Raw genomic sequence first — 18,327 nt, 5'->3', positions numbered from 1 at the left:
AGTGATGCTAAGAAAGGAGCCTCCAATGGGCGATATCGCGATTCGAGCGCGCCACGTCAGCAAAGTTTTCGGACAAAGCCGAGTCCTCGACGATGTCGAATTCGAACTTCGCCGGGGTGAGGTGCTTTGCCTTGCGGGTGAAAACGGTTGTGGCAAAAGTACGCTCATTAAAATTATCAACGGTGTTTACAAGCCTGAACCCGGTATAGAGTTCACATTTGGCGATGAAACCCTCTCTGCCATTAGTCCGAAAGAGGCACGCAGCCGGGGTATTCATGTTATCTGGCAAGACCTTGCGCTGTTTCCGCACCTGACCGTCGCTGAAAATATCGTCTTTGATGATTACGTTGCTAAGCCTTGGCGGCCTATTTCCTATAAAGCTGCACTGACCCAATCCCACGAGATCATTCTGCAGTTTGGCCTCGATCTGGATCCCATGGCTCGTGTTGAAGACCTTTCGATTGCCCATCGTCAACTGGTTGCGATTTGTCGCGTGTTGCGTGCTGGGGCCAGTATTATTTTTATGGATGAGCCTACCGCCTCGCTTACCTATAAAGAGGTGCAGACACTGCTGGGCATTACCCGCTCACTAGCGGCGAAAGGCATTTCCATTGTGTTGGTCAGCCACCGGCTGGTGGAAGTGCTGGAGGTGTGCCAACGCGTCACCGTGCTCCGCAACGGGGAGCTGGTCGGCACCTACCCCACCGAAGGAATGACCCAAGCAAGACTTTCAACCTTGATGACCGGGCTTGAACTTGAACAGACCCCTCGTGCTGAAACACACAAAGGCGCCCCGGTACTGGAGCTTAAAAACTTAAGTCGTGAAGGGGAGTTTGAAAACATCTCTTTCACCCTGCATCGCGGTGAAATTCTCGGCCTGACGGGTTTGCTGGGTGCAGGACGTACCGAAATAGCCCATACAATTTTCGGGATGACACAACCCACTTCAGGGCAATTGCTAAAAGAGGGGCAGCCGCTGACGCTTCACTCCAACCGCGATGCCGTATGCCATCGAATTGCCTATCTCTCTGAAGATCGACTCAATCTTGGCTTGGTGCAAAATCAGTCCATCTCTATGAACACCGCAGTGACCGTACTACCAAGTCTGGAAAAACCACGCTTTTTTCTTTCCCCTCAACGCATCAAGGCGCTGACCGCTCACTGGATCGAACAGCTTAAAACCAAGGTGAGTGACGCCGAGCTTGCGGTCTCTTCACTATCCGGTGGTAACCAACAACGTATCGCGCTCGCTAAATGGCTGGCCACTGAACCCGACATTCTCATTCTTGATTGTCCCACTATCGGTGTCGATGTCGGCGCTAAAGCCGGTATTTTCGACATCATTAGGGATCTTGCCGATCAGGGCATGGCCATCATTCTGATTTCAGATGAGGCGGGGGAAATCTGGATGAACGCTGACCGGGCGCTTGTACTGCGCGAGGGGCGCATCTACTCCGAGGTCATACCTGCGGAGACCACGGAAGAAGCGCTGGAGGCGATCATCAATGCATAAACGACTGCTCAACAGAAGGCTCGGCACAGAGGGGACGCTCTTTTGTATTCTCATGTTGCTGTGCGTGGTGTTGGCACTAGCCACCGACAGCTTTCTCAGCTTTCAGAACCTATTCGACCTGCTTAACAATCAGTCGGTCAATATCATCTTTGCAGTGGGCTTGGTCGTCGTTCTGATTGCGGGAGGGATAGATATTTCCTTCGCAGTGGCGGCATCCGTGGTGCAGTACGTAGTGTTGTCACTGCTGATGAATTACCTGGGCGGGGGCAACTGGTTACTTGGCATCCTACTTTCGATGTTGGTTGGCATGCTGCTGGGACTCTTCAATGCGCTGCTAATCCATCGCTTCCGAATCGTGTCGATCATCGTCACCATCGGCACATTTAACCTGTTTTTCGGCCTTTTGATGTACTTCACCAGTGGAGTCTCCATCTACGATATTCCCGATTGGCTCTACTACTCCGTTCCGATGCTTGACCTACCTGCCGAACGCGGATCAGCCACGCTCTACTTACCCGCGGCAGTGATGATGGTGATGGTGATCTTTACTTGGTTCATGCTGGCCCGTACCGGTTTTGGGCGTGCTCTCTACGGTTTCGGTTCAAGTCCCGAGTCAGCTCGCCGCTCTGGCGTGAGCTCCTGGAAAATTCATGCCTTTGCCTACGGCTGGCTGGGGCTATGCGCGGGAATGGCGGGTCTGATGCAAGCGCATATCGTACAAGAGGTCGTGCCCAACGCCTTGATCGGCCAGGAGTTGCCGATTCTAGCGGCGGTCGTACTTGGCGGCGCGACCCTGGGTGGCGGGCGCGGCTCAGTGCTCGGTGCCGTACTCGGGGTACTGCTTCTCGCCGTTGTCCAAAACGGCTTAAACCTGCTGGGTGTCACTCCCTATGCCTTCCGCATGATTGTCGGGCTGATCATCTTGATTGCAATCACCACCAGCAACCTTGGCAACCTATTGCCCCGCACTACCAAGGCGAGGAACGTATGAATAAGCGCCTGAATAAGCAACACTCCACGGCCGGGCTCCGCCTGGGAGGCGATACCATCGAGGTCATCGCCATGACAGCTCTGCTCATCGGCAGTATTGGGCTCTTCTCGCTACTGGCACCGGGCTTTCTGACCGCCACCAATTTTGGCTCGATGTCGATGCAGTTACCGGAGTTGGGGCTACTCTCACTGGCAATGCTACTGCCAATTATTTCTGGCGGCTTGAATCTCTCAGTGACCTTTACCGCCAATATCGCAGGATTGATGACTGCCTGGCTGGTACAGGGGTTACTGGCGGGCATGGGCATACTGAGCGTTCCCATGGCGATTATCGCCGGGCTTGCCGTTGGCGCGGCAGCAGGCTTTTTGATTGGCGTTATCGTTGCCTATGTTGGCGCACATCCTATTTTAGTCTCGCTAGGCGCGATGATTTTTCTCCAAGGGGTAGGTGAGTTTTTAACCCGCGGTGGCGGTATTTCAGGCATGCCAGAGGTATTTCAAACCATCGGCAGCGGCAGCTTTTTAGGCATCCCCATCCCCATGCTGATCTTTCTCGCCGCTGCCGCAGGATTGATCTACATCATGCATTTCACCCGCACTGGCTTTTCAATTTATATGCTGGGCTCCAACCCTCGCGCGACGGAGTACTCAGGCATTAACGTCAAGCGTGTGCTGATCACCGTCTACACGATTTCCGGCATTCTGGCAGGGTTAGCAGGCATGGTGATGCTCGCCCGCTTTAACTCTGTACGTGTCGGCCATGGCGAGAGTTACCTACTGATTACGGTGCTGGCCTGTTTCCTGGCTGGGGCGAACCCCTTTGGCGGTTTTGGCCGCGTACTGCCACTGGTGTTGGGCTTGATGAGCCTGCAGGTAATCGCCTCGGGAATGAACCTGATGGGTGCCAGCCAGCATCTGGCCACCGCGGTATGGGGGGCTTTTCTAATTATTGTAATGGCACTGCGTATGCCATTTATCAAACAGTCTTGAGTAAGGTTTTCCCATGAGTCATCAAGAACACGTTCTAGGCATCGATATTGGTACTGGCAGCGCCCGGGCGGGCATTTTCACCTCGGATGGTGTGATGCTAGCCGAAGCAAAAACATCGATTGCAATGCATCGCCCTGCCGATCATCACGTGGAGCAGAGCTCAACGGATATCTGGCGCGCGGTATGCAGTGCAACCCAGCGCGCCCGCGAGTCAGCCGGTGTGACGTCCGATTCCATCACCAGTATGTCAGTAAGCGCCACCTGCTCGTTGGTGCTCCTTGATAAGCAGGATAAGCCGCTAGCGCTCTCTCCAGGTGATGAAGCATGGAATATCATTGTATGGATGGATCACCGAGCCACCGCAGAAGCCGCTGAGTGCACGGCTACCCACGCAGCGCCGCTACGTAACCTGGGTGGCGTCATGTCTCCCGAGATGCAGATGCCTAAGCTCATGTGGTTGAAGCGGCACCGCCCCGAGCTTTACGCCCAGATTGGCTACGCGGGTGATCTAGGCGACTGGCTTGGCTTTAAGTGCACCGGTTCTGTTGAGCGCTCGGTCTGCATGCTCTCCTGCAAGTGGACGTTTGACCCTCGCCCTGGTCATGGCTGGGACCACGACTTTCTAAAACAGATTGATATGCAGGATGTAATCGAGTGCGCCCGCCTGCCTGAACAAGCCCTTCCGGTGGGCGTAGCACTTGGGCAGTTGACCGAAGAAGCCGCCAATGACTTGGGGCTAACGACTCGATGTACCTTCGCAGTGGGCATGATTGATGCCTATGCCGGTGCGCTTGGCACACTAGGCAGAAGCCTCACGGATGCTCCCGAACGCCGCCTTGCCGTGATTGGCGGCACCTCCACCTGTCATATCGGCGCCCTGCCCGAACGCCGCGAGGTACCCGGTGTGTGGGGTCCCTATCCGGGGGCGCTATGCGATGGTTTTGTCGCCAACGAAGGGGGGCAAAGCATTACCGGTGCTCTTCTGGATCACCTCGCAGCACTATTTTCAGCCAGCAGCGAATTTGGCGACGACCTTCACGGCGCGTTATCGGCAACGCTGCTCGAGCGCTTGGCATCCGGCGACCCAGCTCCTGATACCCATGTTTGCCCTGACTTTATTGGCAACCGCTCGCCCTTGGCGGATCCAGACATTCGCGGCACCATCACTGGTTTGACCCTTGATACGCCTCGCGAGAGCTTCATCAAGGTCTATTGGGCGGCAGCCACCTCACTGGTTTACGGCACCCGCGCCATCATAGAACGTATGAATGCCCATGGTTATGCCATCGATACCCTGCACCTCAGCGGTGGTCATGGACGTTCACCACTGATACGCAAGCTCTATGCCGACGGTACCGGTTGTCGGGTTGTACTCGCGGATGCGCCGGAACCCGTACTCCTTGGGGTAGCCGTGGCGGCCCTGGCTGCCCAGGCCAATGGTGAGGTTCTTAGCGTTGCCAATGGCCTCACCCCAGGTGAACACGTATTAGAGCCTGATATAGCAATGCACGAGCTGCACACGTCGCGTTATGCCGCTTTCAAGAAGCTATACGCCGGACGTCTCGACTAACGCTAGACGTTAAGCGAATCAGCGTACTCACAGACGTGTACAATAGAGGGCTTTCCCACTGTTAAATTGATGTGAGGTGCTATGCGTCCTGATGTTGTTCGCCCGAGCGGTCGTGAAGCAGACCAGCTTCGTGAAATTCGCATAACCCGCGATTACACCCGCCATGCAGAAGGTTCGGTATTGGTGGAGTTTGGCGATACCAAGGTGCTGTGTAATGCAAGCGTGGAAGCGGGCGTACCACGCTGGCTGCGTGGCAAAAATCAGGGTTGGATCACCGCTGAGTACGGCATGTTGCCCCGTGCCACGCACACCCGCAGTGGCCGTGAAGCGACGCGTGGTAAACAAGGTGGCCGGACGTTGGAAATTCAGCGTTTGATAGGCCGTAGCCTGCGCGCGTCTGTGAACTTGAAGAAGTTGGGTGAATTCACCATTACCGTGGATTGCGATGTGATCCAGGCCGACGGCGGCACCCGTACCGCGTCGATTACTGGTGGCTGCGTGGCGCTGGTGGATGCCATTCGCTACCTACAGCGTGAGAAGAAGATCAAAGGTGACCCCTTTAAACAGCTGGTTAGCGCGATTTCGGTGGGTATTTATAAAGGCGTGCCGGTACTAGACTTAGATTATCCGGAAGATAGCAAAGCCGACACCGACCTGAACGTGGTGATGACTGAAAGCGGCGAGCTGATCGAGGTACAGGGTACTGCAGAGGCGGGGGCGTTTAACCGTACTGAGCTGAATGCGATGCTTGATCTGGCGGAGAAAGCGGGCTCCGAGCTACGCGAAAAACAGCGCGAAGCACTGGGTATTCGCGGCTAAGGCGTTACCTGGCAAATAACTTACGCGCTTACGCAAACAGGCCAGCTTTTAAGCTGGCCTGTTGCTGAGACGGGTAACGCGACGCGGGAAAGTGAGCGCTTACAGCGCTAAGTCATACTCAACGATCAGCGGTGCGAACTCAGAGAAGGTCGCATCGTAATCAATCCACGCGTCGACCACATGGCGACGGAAGTTGGGGCCGACCAGCTGGTAGTCGATCCGCCAGCCTTCTTGGCGCTCACGGGGCACGTCTTGGTCGAGCTTTGGCCACCAGGTATATTCACCAGCGTCGCGATTAATTTCGCGGAAGGTGTCGATAAAGCCGGTTGGGCCAAGTACCTGATCCATCCAGGCACGCTCTTCAGGGCGGAAACCAGAGGTAAGCTGATTGTCCGACCAGTTGGCCAAATCAATGGTTTTATGGGCAATGTGCCAGGTACCGCAGATGATGTATTCGCGGCGTTTGCGCGACATCTTCGTCAGGTACTCTTGATACTGCTCCATAAACGCCTGTTTGGCTTTTTGATCACTTCCATCAGGCATCAAGAAGGTGGCGATGCTGAAGCGGTCATAATCCGCCTGCAGAAAGCGCCCTTCGTGATCGCACTGAGGGAACCCAAGGCCGTACATAATCGCCTTGGGAATTTTGCGGCAATAAAGTGCCACACCGGAGAAACCATCTTCTTCTGCATCCAGAAAGTAGCCTTCGTAGCCTTCCGGATAGAGAATATGGTCGTCCAGTTCAAAGCTTTTTGCCTTGATGTTCTGCACGCAGATCACGTCGGCATCCTGCTGAGCCAGCCAGTCCAGGAAGCCACGGTCGACGGCATCACGTATACCATTGACATTGATGCTGGCAATTTTCATAAATCGTCCCTTTTGCGTCGCTGCTGTATGATACCCGACGTTTAGACGTTTGGGTAAATAGACAAACCAAATCTTGCTATTTAACCCCGTTTTATTGTTGCGTTTACTTAGATTCCTATTACTTACATTCCTATCGACAAGAGAAGACCACCGTGGCCACCACTCTACAACCCTATCAGCGCGATTTCATTGCCTTCGCTATTGAGCAGGGCGTGCTCAAGTTTGGCGAGTTCACGCTTAAGTCGGGGCGAGTAAGCCCTTACTTTTTCAATGCGGGCCTGTTTCAAACCGGCCGTGCCTTGGCCAAGTTAGGCCGATTTTACGCCCAGGCGATTGTCGATAGCGGCCTGCAGGCGGATGTGCTGTTCGGCCCAGCCTATAAAGGCATTCCGCTGGCAGCGGTCACCGCCGCGGCCTTAGCCGACCACCACGACCGCGATATGCCCTACGCGTTTAATCGTAAAGAAGCCAAAACCCATGGCGAAGGCGGCAATATTGTCGGCGCACCACTGGCCGGCGATATTTTGATCATTGATGACGTGATTACGGCCGGTACGGCTATCCGTGAAGTGATGAACCTGATTGAGCAAAGCGGTGCCCGCGCGGGCGGAGTGATTATTGCACTTGACCGTCAAGAGCGCGGCCAGGGCGAGCAAAGCGCTATCCAGGAAGTGCAGGCTCAGTACGGCATGCCGGTTGTCAGTATTGTCACCTTAGAGCAAGTGCTTACTTACCTTGAAGAGCATGCTGGAGGCGAAATGCTGGCTTACGCCGAGGCCGTGCGCGCTTATCGCGACCGCTACGGCATCACAGGCTAGTCACTGCATCTATCGCTCACTGCCTAATGCGCCAGCATAGCCTTGCTGGCGCCACGCTTCATAGCTAACGATGGCCACCGCATTGGAAAGGTTCAAACTACGGTTATTGGGCTGCATGGGGATACGCAACTTCTGTTCTTCAGGCAGCGCAGCGTGCACTTGGGGTGAAAGCCCTGCGGTTTCTGAACCGAACAACAGTACGTCGCCCGGGGCGAAGGTCGCGTCACTGTGAGCACGGGTGCCTTTGGTAGTAATCGCCCATAGTGTGCGCCCCTGCATCGCCGCTTGAAACGCCCTAAAATCGGCATGGCGGGTAACATTGTTTAGATCGCGGTAATCTAGCCCGGCGCGCCGCAGCTTTTTCTCTTCGAGATCAAAGCCCAGCGGTTCAATTAAATGTAGTCGGCAGCCATTGTTAGCCACCAGGCGCATAATGTTACCCGTGTTGGGTGCCATACGCGGTTCAAATAGCGCTACTTCAAACATTACCACCTGCCTATTATTAACTCATTGTGCGTTCGCCCAGCGCCGCTGATTGTAATGGAATTTGCCTAGGAAGCCTTTGATTAATGTGATGAGCGCAGGCCAGACAAGGCAAAAATCAACGAAAAAGCGGAGTTTACGGGTTGTAAATGAGCATTTTGATCGGACTCGCGCACGAGGCGATTTTTAACGCAGTATGGCCAAGCGTAATAGTTAATCAGAGGTTTTCCAGAAACACTTGCAGAGGTCACCCTTAACCATGACGCCCCAACCGCCAAAGAGCATTCTTAGCCGCATCAAAGGGCTAAACCCGCGCCAGCAAGAAGCGGTGCGCTATATCGATGGCCCCTGTTTGGTCTTGGCGGGCGCCGGGTCTGGTAAAACCAGCGTTATTACCACCAAAATTGCCTATCTAGTGCAAGAGTGCGGCATGAGCGCGCGCAAAATAGCGGCGGTTACCTTTACCAATAAAGCCGCCAGGGAGATGAAAGAGCGCGTTGGGCAAATGCTGAAGGGCAAAGAGGGCCACGGGCTAACGGTGTCGACGTTTCACAATCTGGGCCTGAATATTATTCGTGGCGAGCTGAAAACCCTGGGCTACAAGCCGGGCTTTTCGTTGTTCGACCCGGAAGATGCCAAAGCACTGCTGCGCGATTTGATGAACAAAGACGCTCAGGTAGACGCTGAGCAGATCAACGCCGTGCAAGCCAAAATATCCACGTGGAAGAACGATTTAGTGCTGCCCAGTGACGCGCTTTCGTTTGCCGCGGATGATGACGAGCACTTTGCCGCACGGGTTTATGAAGCTTACGTACGCCACTTGAAAGCCTATAACGCGGTGGATTTCGACGACCTGATTCTGCTGCCGGTGGTGCTCCTGCAACGCGACCCAGAGGCACTGGCCCGCTGGCGGAACAAAATCCACTACATGCTGGTGGATGAGTATCAGGACACTAACGTTTCCCAGTATCTGTTGGTGAAACTGCTGATGGCGGAGCGGGCGACCTTTACCGTGGTTGGCGACGACGACCAGTCGATCTACGCGTGGCGCGGCGCACGGCCTGAAAATTTAGTGACCCTTGGCGAAGACTTCCCACGCCTAAAAGTGGTTAAGCTGGAGCAGAACTACCGCTCGACCGGCACTATTTTGCGCGCGGCCAACACGTTAATTGCCAATAATCCGCACGTTTACGATAAAACCCTGTGGTCGGATATGGGCGATGGCGCGCCTATTCGGGTCATCGTCAACCGCCATGAAGAGGCGGAGTCAGAGCGGGTAGCCAGCGAAATGCTGACTCGGCGCATCAAAGAGAAGGCAGAATGGCGAGATTTTGCGGTGCTCTATCGGGGTAATTTTCAGGCACGTTTATTAGAGCTCAAGCTGCAGCATTACCAAATTCCCTACAAGCTTTCCGGTGGTACGTCGTTTTTCTCTCGCAATGAGATCAAGGACACCATGGCCTATCTGCGGCTGTTAATTAATCCCGCTGATGACAATGCCTTTTTACGCATTGTGAATGTGCCCCGCCGTGAAATCGGCCCCGGCACGCTGGAAAAGCTGGCCAACTATGCAACAGAACGCTCTATTTCGCTGTTTGCTGCCTGCCACGAACTGGGGTTAGAGCAAACGCTGCCGACTCGGGCCGTGGAGCGCCTGTCACGCTTTACGCACTTTATTGATGGCGTGCGCAAACGCATGGATCAAGACGATGCCATCGCGGCCATTCGCGACATGCTGCGCGATATGGATTACGAGGCCTGGCTGTACCAAAACGCCAGTGCCCCGACCGTCGCCGAACGACGCATGGCCAACGTATGGATTTTGATTGATCAGCTAGAAAAGTCGCTAAACCGCGATCCCGAAGATGCTGATGATTCCACTGCGACGGAAACCGATGGCGTCGAAGCTGCTATTTCGCGTTTAGTGCTTCGGGATATTCTTGAGCAACAGGCCGAAGAAGACGACTCCGACCGTGTGCAACTACTCACTATGCATGCCTCGAAAGGGCTGGAGTTTCCCCATGTGTATTTGATGGGCTTAGAGGAAGACTTGCTGCCCCACCGTAACGCTATTGAAATGGAGACGGTAGAAGAAGAGCGCCGCTTGGCTTATGTCGGCATCACCCGGGCAAGACGCACGCTAACACTCACGCTAGCCCGCCAGCGTAAAGCGTATGGTGAGCTGATGGACTGCCAGCCCAGCCGTTTTTTAGACGAACTGCCCGCTGATGATTTGGAGTGGGAGGGGCGCGCCGATAAAGAAGACCCCGAGAAAAAGCAGGCGCGTGGCAAAGATGCCTTGGCAGGCATTCGCTCACTGTTAGGCTGAAGAAACAAATCATAAGCAAAAAAATATCCACAGGGGGGGTTAGCAACCCGCCTGTGGATACATCATTCAGCAACGGCAATAATTACTGTGCCTGAGACACCATGTAATCGACAACGGCCATGATTTCTTCATCAGACCCTTGGCTGCCACCCCGTGGTGGCATCACGCCTTTGCCGTTAAAAACACTCTGGTAAAGCGCTTCTTTACCTTGCTCAATACGAGGCGCCCAGGCTTCAGCGCTGCCAAACAAAGGGGCGCCCGCCACACCGCTGGCGTGGCAAGCTACACAGCCAAGGCTGGTGTAAAGGGCTTCACCATCCAGGCCATTGCTGGCGGTAGAAGCTTCGGCTTCCTGTGTACCTGCTGCCGCTTCTTCGGTAGAAGAAGACGCCATCGTTTCTTCTGCCCCTGCGGCTTCACTTTCCTCTATTGCGGCGGTTTCTTCTGCTGCAGGTACTGCATCTTCTTCACTGGCAGCACTGCCTATGTCAGACACATCCATGACAGGCTCAACCATATATTTGGTTACTGCTTCCATTTCTTCATCAGACAAATTGGGGTTGCCACCACGCGCTGGCATCGCATTGAAGCCGTTAATGGAATGATCAAGCAGTGTGGCAAAACCTTTTTCAACGCGGGCTGACCAAGCAGCTTCATCACCGCGAATCGGAGCGCCAGCAGCGCCGGTTTCGTGGCACGCCATACAAATACGGTTATAGATACCTTCGCCGTCGATCTCACCACCGCCACTAGCGGCGGCTGGTGCTGCTGCGATACCACAGTCTTGGCCTTGCAAGCAAAGTTGACCTACCGGCGCTAGGCGCTCAGCGATTGCGTCACGTGCTGCGTCTTGGGCATAAGCACCGGATGTGCCTGCCATGACGCCTAGGGCCGCCAGCCCGCTCATGATCAGCTTAGATTTCACTCTCACCACCTCTTGAGTTTTGTCATAAAACGTTTTGTGCTTAACCCCTGCGCGCGGCAGCGACATCATCAACCTGCGGCAACCGAGACGCCAAGACGTGCATATCGCATTAGTATACCGAGAACGCTAAGCGTAAGAAAATGCTACTAAGCGCGGCAATTCAACCTATGCCGTACTCTGTGCTTTATTCAGCAGTTTAAAAAAGGTGCCAACGATCCCTAGTCAACACCAAGCCAGTAAACGCTGCTGAGCATAACGCGTAAACCCTGCCTGAGCATATACACGCTTTGCGGGGATATTCTGCGCATCAACGGTGAGCGTGATGTCACTGGCTCCCGCCTGGCTAGCCAACGCCTGCGCTTGCTGAATAATTGCCTTGCCCATTCCCCCGCCACGCCACTCAGGCAACAGCCCCATCAACTGCAATGACCAGCGCTGGGTCGTATGGTTAGGAGCAAGTAATAGCACGCCGACGGTTTCCCCCTGATGCCGCACTTGATACCAGTGCTCTGGTGCCTGCGGCGCTTGGTCATAAAATCCAGCAAGCAAGGTGTCAATGGTGAGCGCTTCGCGAAGCCCTGGGCAGTCTAACGAGCCTTCACTGACGTTCGCTACCAGCGCCCGCTGTTGCGCGGGAGACAATTCAGCAAAGAGGCTTAGCGTTAGCATGTTAGCGAGCGGTTGAACGGTTTGGCACTGCCACATAAGGTGCTCCAGAGTGGCAAGTACCCGCATGTTGTGGGCGACTAGTGCCGTTTCCCAGTTGGTTGCATCATCAGTTAACACCACATGACATAGCGCTATCGGCTGCTCGTTTACCCAGCTCTGCAAGGCTTTCAACAGCGCATCAGTTGCCGAATTATGTTGCCTGGGCAGCCAAAGCTGAGCCGTTTGATTAGCCAATGGCTGTACCCAGGCGGCGGCTTCGATATGGCCCGCTTGGGTAGCTATCCAAAGGCCCTGCCAAACAGCGTCAGAGCCAGCTTTTATCGTTGATAAGGCATGCTGTAATGCAGGCTGCTGCGTAGGATCATGCACCGCAGCTAAATGCAGTAATGCTTCACGCCGTTGTTCAGGTGGGCACTGCATTACTGCGCAGGCTAAGGAGCGGTGGCCGAAAGAAGAATGACGTGTCATGTTACGTTCCTGAGTAGCCCGCCGTGAATGAAAGGAGTCATCCATCGATATGCGCATTTTACTGGTTGAGGACGACCCTAGTTTGGCGTTGGGGATTCGTATGGCGCTGAAACCTGAGCACTATACGGTAGATCATTTAGCCGATGGCAATAACGCGCTTCATGCGCTTAAAAATGAACCCTTTGATGCGGTCATCCTAGACCTTGGTTTGCCGACGATTGATGGCATGGAAGTGCTGCGCGCTATTCGCCAGCATGGCAGCCAACTGCCGATTTTGGTTCTGACCGCCCGCGATGCGATGGATAACCGCATCGAGGGATTGGATGCGGGTGCCGACGACTACCTCACTAAACCTTTCGAAGTAGCAGAATTAAAAGCGCGTCTGCGTGCTTTGTTACGCCGTAGCCAAGGACAATCCAGCGGCTTGCTCACCTGTCGTGAGATTAGCCTGGACCCGCAGACCTTACAGGTGAGTTATCAACATCAAGTGATCACACTTTCGCGCCGTGAGCTAACGCTACTGCAGGAGTTTATGAGCCATCCAGGCCGTGTGTTCACCCGCGATACCTTAACGCGATTAGTCTACGGCTGGGAGGAAGATGTCGAAAGCAACGCTATCGAAGTGCATATCCACCATTTACGGCGAAAGCTGTTTCCTGAGGTCATCCGCACCGTAAGAGGGATCGGCTATGTCATGGATAAATCGTGATGATTAAATGGCACCAGGCAAGCCTATGAGCTCTATTCGTCAGCGCACCCTGGGGCTTGCGCTGCTTGTGTTTGGCGCGAGCATGCTAGTGATTGGCTTTATTAGCTATCGCTATGCTGCCCATGAGATTGAAGAACTTCATGATGCTAGCCTGGCACAAAATGCCCGTTTGCTAGAAGGGCTACTACAGGCACCACTGCCTGATAGCGACCGTACGCTTTTATTAAATAGCGTGGAGGATGCGCTGCTACGTGCAGAGCAATCCGATAACCGTTTTGCAGGCCATCGCTATGAAACCAAGCTGGCGTTTCAGCTTTGGGAAGGCGACCGTCTTCTGCTGCGTTCCGCCAGCGCCCCCGATACACCGCTTACCCAGCAACCACCGGGTTATTCAACGCTGTCGGTGAATCAGCATGACTGGCGCATTTACGTCCTGGAAATTACTGGCACAGACAAACGCGTGGTGGTGGGCGAGCGAGAGGACGCGCGTGGTGAACTGATCAGTTCAGTGGCACTACGCACCTTATTACCTGATCTCATTGGTCTACCGTTACTGACACTATTACTCTGGTGGTCGATCGGCTGGGGGCTCGCTCCTTTATCGCGTATGGCAGAGCAAATCCGTACCCGCGATCCCCACCACCTAAAACCGCTGACGCTTCATCCACTTCCCCTAGAACTGGAGACCATTTCTGGCGCCATAAACCGGCTGTTGGAACGGCTCCGCCAACTGCGTATTCGCGAAAAGCGCTTTATTGCCGATGCGGCCCACGAGCTGCGCACCCCCTTAGCAGTACTTGATTTGCATGCGCAAAATGCGCTCACTGCTGACAACGCCGATGACCGAGAGGAAGCCCTGCACCACTTACGCAGCGGCGTGGCCCGCTCAACGCGGCTAGTCTCTCAGCTATTAACCCTGGCACGCCTAGACCCCGAAGAAGAACCATTACCAGAGTATCGCTGTTCCGATGTATTACATGAAACGCGCGAAACCTTGGCAAAGCTCTCTCCGCTAGCCGCAGAGCGACATCAACAGCTGTTACTGGACGCGGATGACTCAGCTAACTGGGCAATAGAAGAAGAACCCGGCGCTATCGAAACACTGGTACAAAATCTAGTGGGTAACGCCATTCAACACTCGCCTGCGCAAGGTGCTATCACGGTCACGCTTGAGGCATCGACAAGAGACGTTATCGTCACTGTTGATGATCAAGGACCCGGTATTCCTGCAGCGCAACGCAGCCGGGTGATGGAGCGCTTCCAACGTGCAGGGACTAGTGCTGGCGCGGGCTTGGGGCTATCCATTGTCGAGCGCTTAGTCAAACGCCATCAAGGCGTCTTACAGCTCGATCATGCCCCTAGCGGCGGGCTTCGCGTGCGAGTAACGTTGGGCAGGCACGCCCTAACACAGCGTCAGCCAAAAAATAATCGGCCATAAGAGAGCTGTTAAGATTCCCATAAGAATTCCGTGCAAGTGTGAAAGTACAAGATAGGCAATGCCATTAACGACCTATCTATTTACATAACGGAGATTCCCTGAATGAATATGCTCGTCCACTCCCCCAAACCACTGATCCAGTTTGGTGAAACGCCACTGCTTATTACGCCAACAGCAAAACAGTTAACACCTGAAAGCCCTGCGTTATCGGTGCTAACAGATTTTACTCAGGTCACGCCTCAGTCAGTATCCGCTGATACGCCCATCGACGATGCCCATTTAAAAATGCGCCATGGCGGTGTTCGCCTATTGTTTGTTCTCGACAAAGCAAACCACTGCATTGGCGTGCTCACCGCCAAAGAAGTCATCGGAACACGGCGCATTAACTTGGCGATGCAGCAGAGAAACCTTGATCGTACGGAAATTACAGCCGATATGATTATGACGCCCTGGCAAAAACTTAGTGCGATGCCCTTTGAGCAACTTAACTCATTAACGATTGAAGACCTTGTGCTTTCCATGGAGCGTTTTACAGAACAGCACTTGTTGATTACTGAGCATAAACAAAATCAACCATTAAGCGTACGCGGTATTATTTCTGCCACCGATATACAACACGCCATGGGCAATAAAACCACGATGCAGGCCACCTCTTCAGCAGTGCCAACGGCCAGTAGCTTTGCCGATATTTGCAAAGTCATTACCGGGCACGATTTATAGTCTCGAAGACAAACTGGTCAAGTCTACCGCTAGCATTTACCAAAACGCCCCTTATCAATTGATAAGGGGCGTTTGTTTTACCTATCTGAATTAGCCGCTAATTTAAAACAGCGCTGCATTAATCCATAGGTGAACCATAATGCTGGCAGCATAGCCCAACAAAATAGCGGGCGCCCAGCGTATGTGCCCCATAAAGGTATAAATACCCCGTGCTTGGCCCATTAACGCCACACCCGCTGCAGATCCCATCGAAAGCAGACTGCCGCCCACACCGGCGGTTAAGGTAATCAGCAGCCAGTTGCCTTCCGACATATCCGGAGCCATGGAAAGTACCGCAAACATCACCGGAATATTATCGACGACCGCTGAAATCATCCCCAGCACCACGTTGGCCCACACCGGGTTCCAGCTACCGTAAAGGGTTTCTGACAATAGACTTAAATAGCCCATGAAACCCAGGCCGCCAACACACATCACGACCCCATAGAAGAATAACAACGTATCCCACTCTGAGCGGGCAATACGGCTGAAGATATCAAAAGGAACAACACTTCCCAGTTGCTCCAGCTTCTTCCAGTCGCCGCGACGTGAGTAACGCTCACGCTTGCGCTCCAGGGAGCGTGGCAGGCTGCGGCGTAGGTAGTAACCAAAGAATTGCAGTAGGCCAAGGCCAAACATCATGCCCATCGCCGGGGGCAAATAAAGCACCGAGTGGCACAGCACTGAGATCGCCACAGTAATCAAAAACAGTACGATAATTCGCCGCGCCCCACGTTTGAGCCAGACATTCTCTTTGAGCGATGCAGGCTGGCGATTAACGATGAAGAAATTCATGATCACCGCAGGCACCATAAAGTTGACGATGGCAGGCATCAATAGTGCAAAGAAACCACCAAACGGTACCTGGCCCGCCTGCCACACCATCAACGTGGTGATATCACCAAACGGGCTGAACGCGCCGCCTGCGTTTGATGCTACCACCACGTTGACACAGCACAGACTAATAAACTTTTTATCGCCTTCGGCCACCTTCAACACAACCGCGCACATCAACATCGCCGTGGTCATGTTGTTGGCAATGGCAGAAATACCAAAGGCAAGACAGCCCGTAATCCAAAACAGGCTACGGTAACTAAAGCCTTTGCGAACAAGCCATGCCCGCAGGGCATCAAAGATACGGCGCTCTTCCATGGCGTTGATATAGGTCATCGCTACCAGCAAGAACAGTAACAACTCGGTGTACTCAAGCAGCGTTTCTTTAAAAGCAGCTTCCGCTTCATGAGGCATGCCCGCTTGTACATAGACCCACGCCACCAGGGCCCAGATAAGCCCAGCGGCCACCAGGACTGGTTTAGATTTGCGCATATGAATCAATTCTTCGCTCATCACTAAGGCATAGGCAAGAACGAAGATGACAACAGAGGCGATACCAGCAAACGAAACGGTAAGGTCTAAAGGGCCAGAAGCGGCATAGGAGAGGGTGGGAAAAGCAAACAAACATAGCGCGATCAACAACCAAGCAAACCGGCAAGTAGACTGCCGCATTGCAAGGACGTTAGGTGGTTTCATAGTGAAGTGATCCTGGCAGGGTTAAGAAAGACCGCCACGATGATAAGCACACTAATTACGTGCTGCAACGCAGCGATCAAGGTAAAGATGCGGTAAATAGCCGCATCTTGTAAAGCAGTTTTATACTGCCCGAAAAATTTACTCTAGTAAGTGCTTTGCTCGACCATAAAACGCTTGGCTAGGTGATGAGGTTGATCTACAACAGCGCTTCTTTTCGAGCGCCAGTGGGCAGTTCAAAGCCGCACTAGTTGCTGTTACTCGGTTTTTCGGCGGGGCTAATACCCAGTTGCTTAATCAGATCATCAGCGCTCTCTCCCAGGCCAGATTCATCGGCTCGCCACCAACGTCTGGAGATCCGCATAGTGTATCGACGACGATACTCTGACGGTGTGACACCCGTTGCACGCCGGAACAGCCGTCGAAAAGCACTGGGATCCTGATAGCCGCAATATTCCATTATTTCCGTTAGTTCAATATTGGTCACCTCTAATAACTGTTTCGCCCGCTCAACGCGCAATCGATGTAGATAGTCGAGCGGTGTCATTCCCTCGACTTCTTTAAAATGCCGCAGCAGCGTGCGCGGGCTAGCGGCCACTTCATGAGCTACCCGATCCAGGCTGTAAGGTGCCTGAATATGCTGAAGGAGCCAATGCTTCGCTCGGAATACCACGCTGTCCCGGGTTTTCATCGAAATTCCAGAGGCATGCAGGCTGGAATGCTCAAAACGCAATGAGTGATAAAGCAACCCATTGGTGGCGATTTGAGCCAGTTCTTGGCCAGCGAAATGACGAATCAATTCCACCACCAGATCGAACACTGCTGCTGGCGCACCGGCTGTCAATATCGGTCCGTCCACCACGACCGGTCCCTCCATTGCCAACTGCACCTGCGGAAAGTGAGAAGCAAACCAATTAGCAATCATCCAGGTTACTGTGGCACGTCGTCCATCCAACACACCGGCTCGGGCCAGCATCACAGCACCGTTGAAACCAGCGGCTATTAAACGCCCCTGCGAGTGATAACGCGCAATGCAGTCTATTTCATCAGTGCATTGATCAAGAACACGATTTAGATCAGGCACGCTTTTCATTTGTACTCCAGGAACAAAAAGCGCGGTTTGCGAAGGCGGCAACGTTTTACGCCCCCGGGTGGGCGATTCCATATTCGATAGCCAATCGGGAAGTGGCAGCTCATTACCCCTTGCATCAATCAACCGCCAGTGAAAAAAAGCACCTCGTTTATCCGGATTGCGTAACTGCCAAAGATTGTTAAAAGCACGCAAAATATCGATGACGCTAAACAGCGTACCCGAAAAATTATGCGGGCCATGTAATAAATCAATGCGGACTGTCATAGGCTCTCCTGACGATATTGGCTTTATTATTGGCAGTATCGGCTTTTATTTAACATTCCACTTTTATGCGTTTCCTTCCAGGCGTGCCATCCTAGC

At 53.6% G+C, this 18,327-nt stretch carries 16 protein-coding genes; 10 read left to right on the top strand and 6 right to left on the bottom strand.

Going from position 1 to position 18,327, the window contains the following annotated elements; genetic code table 11:
• Positions 1–25: 25 nt before the first annotated feature.
• The 5 genes from K7H08_RS08880 (at position 26) to rph (ending at position 5,882) form a co-directional block, all read left to right on the top strand.
• A complete protein-coding gene (locus K7H08_RS08880) occupies positions 26–1,513 on the top strand; it encodes a sugar ABC transporter ATP-binding protein (RefSeq protein WP_231657722.1) in 1,488 nt (495 codons plus the stop codon).
• Positions 1,506–2,504: an ABC transporter permease gene (locus K7H08_RS08875; RefSeq protein ID WP_231657721.1), complete on the top strand. Its 999-nt coding sequence runs from the start codon at positions 1,506–1,508 to the stop codon at positions 2,502–2,504. Before K7H08_RS08880 ends, K7H08_RS08875 begins: the two co-directional genes overlap by 8 nt.
• On the top strand, positions 2,501–3,493 hold the full coding sequence (locus K7H08_RS08870; RefSeq protein ID WP_231657720.1) for an ABC transporter permease: 993 nt from the start codon (positions 2,501–2,503) through the stop codon (positions 3,491–3,493). Before K7H08_RS08875 ends, K7H08_RS08870 begins: the two co-directional genes overlap by 4 nt.
• A gap of 13 nt (positions 3,494–3,506) precedes the next feature.
• Complete coding sequence (locus K7H08_RS08865) at positions 3,507–5,063, top strand: FGGY family pentulose kinase (RefSeq protein ID WP_231657719.1); 1,557 nt, start codon at positions 3,507–3,509, stop codon at positions 5,061–5,063.
• Between the two features lie 81 nt (positions 5,064–5,144).
• Positions 5,145–5,882, top strand: coding sequence for a ribonuclease PH (gene rph / locus K7H08_RS08860; RefSeq protein ID WP_083007767.1), 738 nt, complete (start codon positions 5,145–5,147; stop codon positions 5,880–5,882).
• A gap of 99 nt (positions 5,883–5,981) precedes the next feature.
• Here the strand turns inward: rph and K7H08_RS08855 are convergent, their stop codons facing one another.
• Positions 5,982–6,749 (bottom strand): exodeoxyribonuclease III, encoded by a 768-nt coding sequence (locus K7H08_RS08855; protein WP_198348741.1) that lies wholly within the window; start codon positions 6,747–6,749, stop codon positions 5,982–5,984.
• Between the two features lie 152 nt (positions 6,750–6,901).
• Here K7H08_RS08855 and pyrE point away from each other — a divergent pair, with 152 nt between their 5' ends.
• Positions 6,902–7,567 (top strand): orotate phosphoribosyltransferase, encoded by a 666-nt coding sequence (gene pyrE, locus K7H08_RS08850; RefSeq protein ID WP_231657718.1) that lies wholly within the window; start codon positions 6,902–6,904, stop codon positions 7,565–7,567.
• 9 nt (positions 7,568–7,576) lie between these two features.
• Here pyrE and K7H08_RS08845 read toward each other — a convergent pair whose 3' ends face one another.
• The gene (locus K7H08_RS08845; RefSeq protein WP_231657717.1) at positions 7,577–8,053 is read right to left on the bottom strand and encodes a tRNA (cytidine(34)-2'-O)-methyltransferase; all 477 of its coding nucleotides are present in this window, start codon (positions 8,051–8,053) and stop codon (positions 7,577–7,579) included.
• A 256-nt stretch (positions 8,054–8,309) separates the two neighbouring features.
• Between K7H08_RS08845 and rep the strand changes: the two genes are divergently transcribed.
• Entirely contained in the window at positions 8,310–10,379 is a 2,070-nt protein-coding gene (gene rep, locus K7H08_RS08840) for a DNA helicase Rep (protein ID WP_038479809.1), read from the top strand.
• Between the two features lie 82 nt (positions 10,380–10,461).
• On the opposite strand, the gene K7H08_RS08835 is transcribed toward rep, so the two are convergent.
• Both K7H08_RS08835 and K7H08_RS08830 read right to left on the bottom strand, forming a co-directional pair.
• A complete protein-coding gene (locus K7H08_RS08835; RefSeq protein WP_231657716.1) occupies positions 10,462–11,304 on the bottom strand; it encodes a c-type cytochrome in 843 nt (280 codons plus the stop codon).
• Positions 11,305–11,526: 222 nt separating this feature from the next.
• The gene (locus K7H08_RS08830; protein ID WP_231657715.1) at positions 11,527–12,441 is read right to left on the bottom strand and encodes a GNAT family N-acetyltransferase; all 915 of its coding nucleotides are present in this window, start codon (positions 12,439–12,441) and stop codon (positions 11,527–11,529) included.
• A 49-nt stretch (positions 12,442–12,490) separates the two neighbouring features.
• Between K7H08_RS08830 and K7H08_RS08825 the strand changes: the two genes are divergently transcribed.
• From K7H08_RS08825 to K7H08_RS08815, 3 genes are all read left to right on the top strand, one after another.
• Positions 12,491–13,150, top strand: coding sequence for a response regulator transcription factor (locus tag K7H08_RS08825; protein WP_038479814.1), 660 nt, complete (start codon positions 12,491–12,493; stop codon positions 13,148–13,150).
• A 25-nt stretch (positions 13,151–13,175) separates the two neighbouring features.
• Positions 13,176–14,588: an ATP-binding protein gene (locus K7H08_RS08820; RefSeq protein ID WP_231657714.1), complete on the top strand. Its 1,413-nt coding sequence runs from the start codon at positions 13,176–13,178 to the stop codon at positions 14,586–14,588.
• Positions 14,589–14,690: 102 nt separating this feature from the next.
• On the top strand, positions 14,691–15,308 hold the full coding sequence (locus K7H08_RS08815; RefSeq protein WP_120386009.1) for a CBS domain-containing protein: 618 nt from the start codon (positions 14,691–14,693) through the stop codon (positions 15,306–15,308).
• Positions 15,309–15,410: 102 nt separating this feature from the next.
• Here K7H08_RS08815 and nhaD read toward each other — a convergent pair whose 3' ends face one another.
• On the bottom strand, positions 15,411–16,877 hold the full coding sequence (gene nhaD, locus K7H08_RS08810; RefSeq protein WP_231657713.1) for a sodium:proton antiporter NhaD: 1,467 nt from the start codon (positions 16,875–16,877) through the stop codon (positions 15,411–15,413).
• A 244-nt stretch (positions 16,878–17,121) separates the two neighbouring features.
• Entirely contained in the window at positions 17,122–18,231 is a 1,110-nt protein-coding gene (locus K7H08_RS08805; protein WP_231657712.1) for a GlxA family transcriptional regulator, read from the bottom strand.
• Between the last annotated feature and the right edge of the window lie 96 nt (positions 18,232–18,327).

The organism is Halomonas sp. IOP_6 (genome assembly GCF_021151565.1).
GTDB lineage: Bacteria > Pseudomonadota > Gammaproteobacteria > Pseudomonadales > Halomonadaceae > Vreelandella > Vreelandella alkaliphila.
Note: the sequence above shows the minus strand (reverse complement) of the source record. Positions and strands in the feature narration are given on the sequence as shown.

What these genes read in the sequence shown, in the direction of transcription:
- K7H08_RS08880 (WP_231657722.1), top strand. Translation starts at nt 26, where the DNA reads ATGGGCGATATCGCGATTCGAGCGCGCCACGTCAGCAAAGTTTTCGGA.
- K7H08_RS08875 (WP_231657721.1), top strand. Translation starts at nt 1,506, where the DNA reads ATGCATAAACGACTGCTCAACAGAAGGCTCGGCACAGAGGGGACGCTC.
- K7H08_RS08870 (WP_231657720.1), top strand. Translation starts at nt 2,501, where the DNA reads ATGAATAAGCGCCTGAATAAGCAACACTCCACGGCCGGGCTCCGCCTG.
- K7H08_RS08865 (WP_231657719.1), top strand. Translation starts at nt 3,507, where the DNA reads ATGAGTCATCAAGAACACGTTCTAGGCATCGATATTGGTACTGGCAGC.
- rph (WP_083007767.1), top strand. Translation starts at nt 5,145, where the DNA reads ATGCGTCCTGATGTTGTTCGCCCGAGCGGTCGTGAAGCAGACCAGCTT.
- K7H08_RS08855 (WP_198348741.1), bottom strand. Translation starts at nt 6,749, where the DNA reads ATGAAAATTGCCAGCATCAATGTCAATGGTATACGTGATGCCGTCGAC.
- K7H08_RS08845 (WP_231657717.1), bottom strand. Translation starts at nt 8,053, where the DNA reads ATGTTTGAAGTAGCGCTATTTGAACCGCGTATGGCACCCAACACGGGT.
- rep (WP_038479809.1), top strand. Translation starts at nt 8,310, where the DNA reads ATGACGCCCCAACCGCCAAAGAGCATTCTTAGCCGCATCAAAGGGCTA.
- K7H08_RS08830 (WP_231657715.1), bottom strand. Translation starts at nt 12,441, where the DNA reads ATGACACGTCATTCTTCTTTCGGCCACCGCTCCTTAGCCTGCGCAGTA.
- K7H08_RS08825 (WP_038479814.1), top strand. Translation starts at nt 12,491, where the DNA reads ATGCGCATTTTACTGGTTGAGGACGACCCTAGTTTGGCGTTGGGGATT.
- K7H08_RS08820 (WP_231657714.1), top strand. Translation starts at nt 13,176, where the DNA reads ATGAGCTCTATTCGTCAGCGCACCCTGGGGCTTGCGCTGCTTGTGTTT.
- K7H08_RS08815 (WP_120386009.1), top strand. Translation starts at nt 14,691, where the DNA reads ATGAATATGCTCGTCCACTCCCCCAAACCACTGATCCAGTTTGGTGAA.
- nhaD (WP_231657713.1), bottom strand. Translation starts at nt 16,877, where the DNA reads ATGAAACCACCTAACGTCCTTGCAATGCGGCAGTCTACTTGCCGGTTT.
- K7H08_RS08805 (WP_231657712.1), bottom strand. Translation starts at nt 18,231, where the DNA reads ATGACAGTCCGCATTGATTTATTACATGGCCCGCATAATTTTTCGGGT.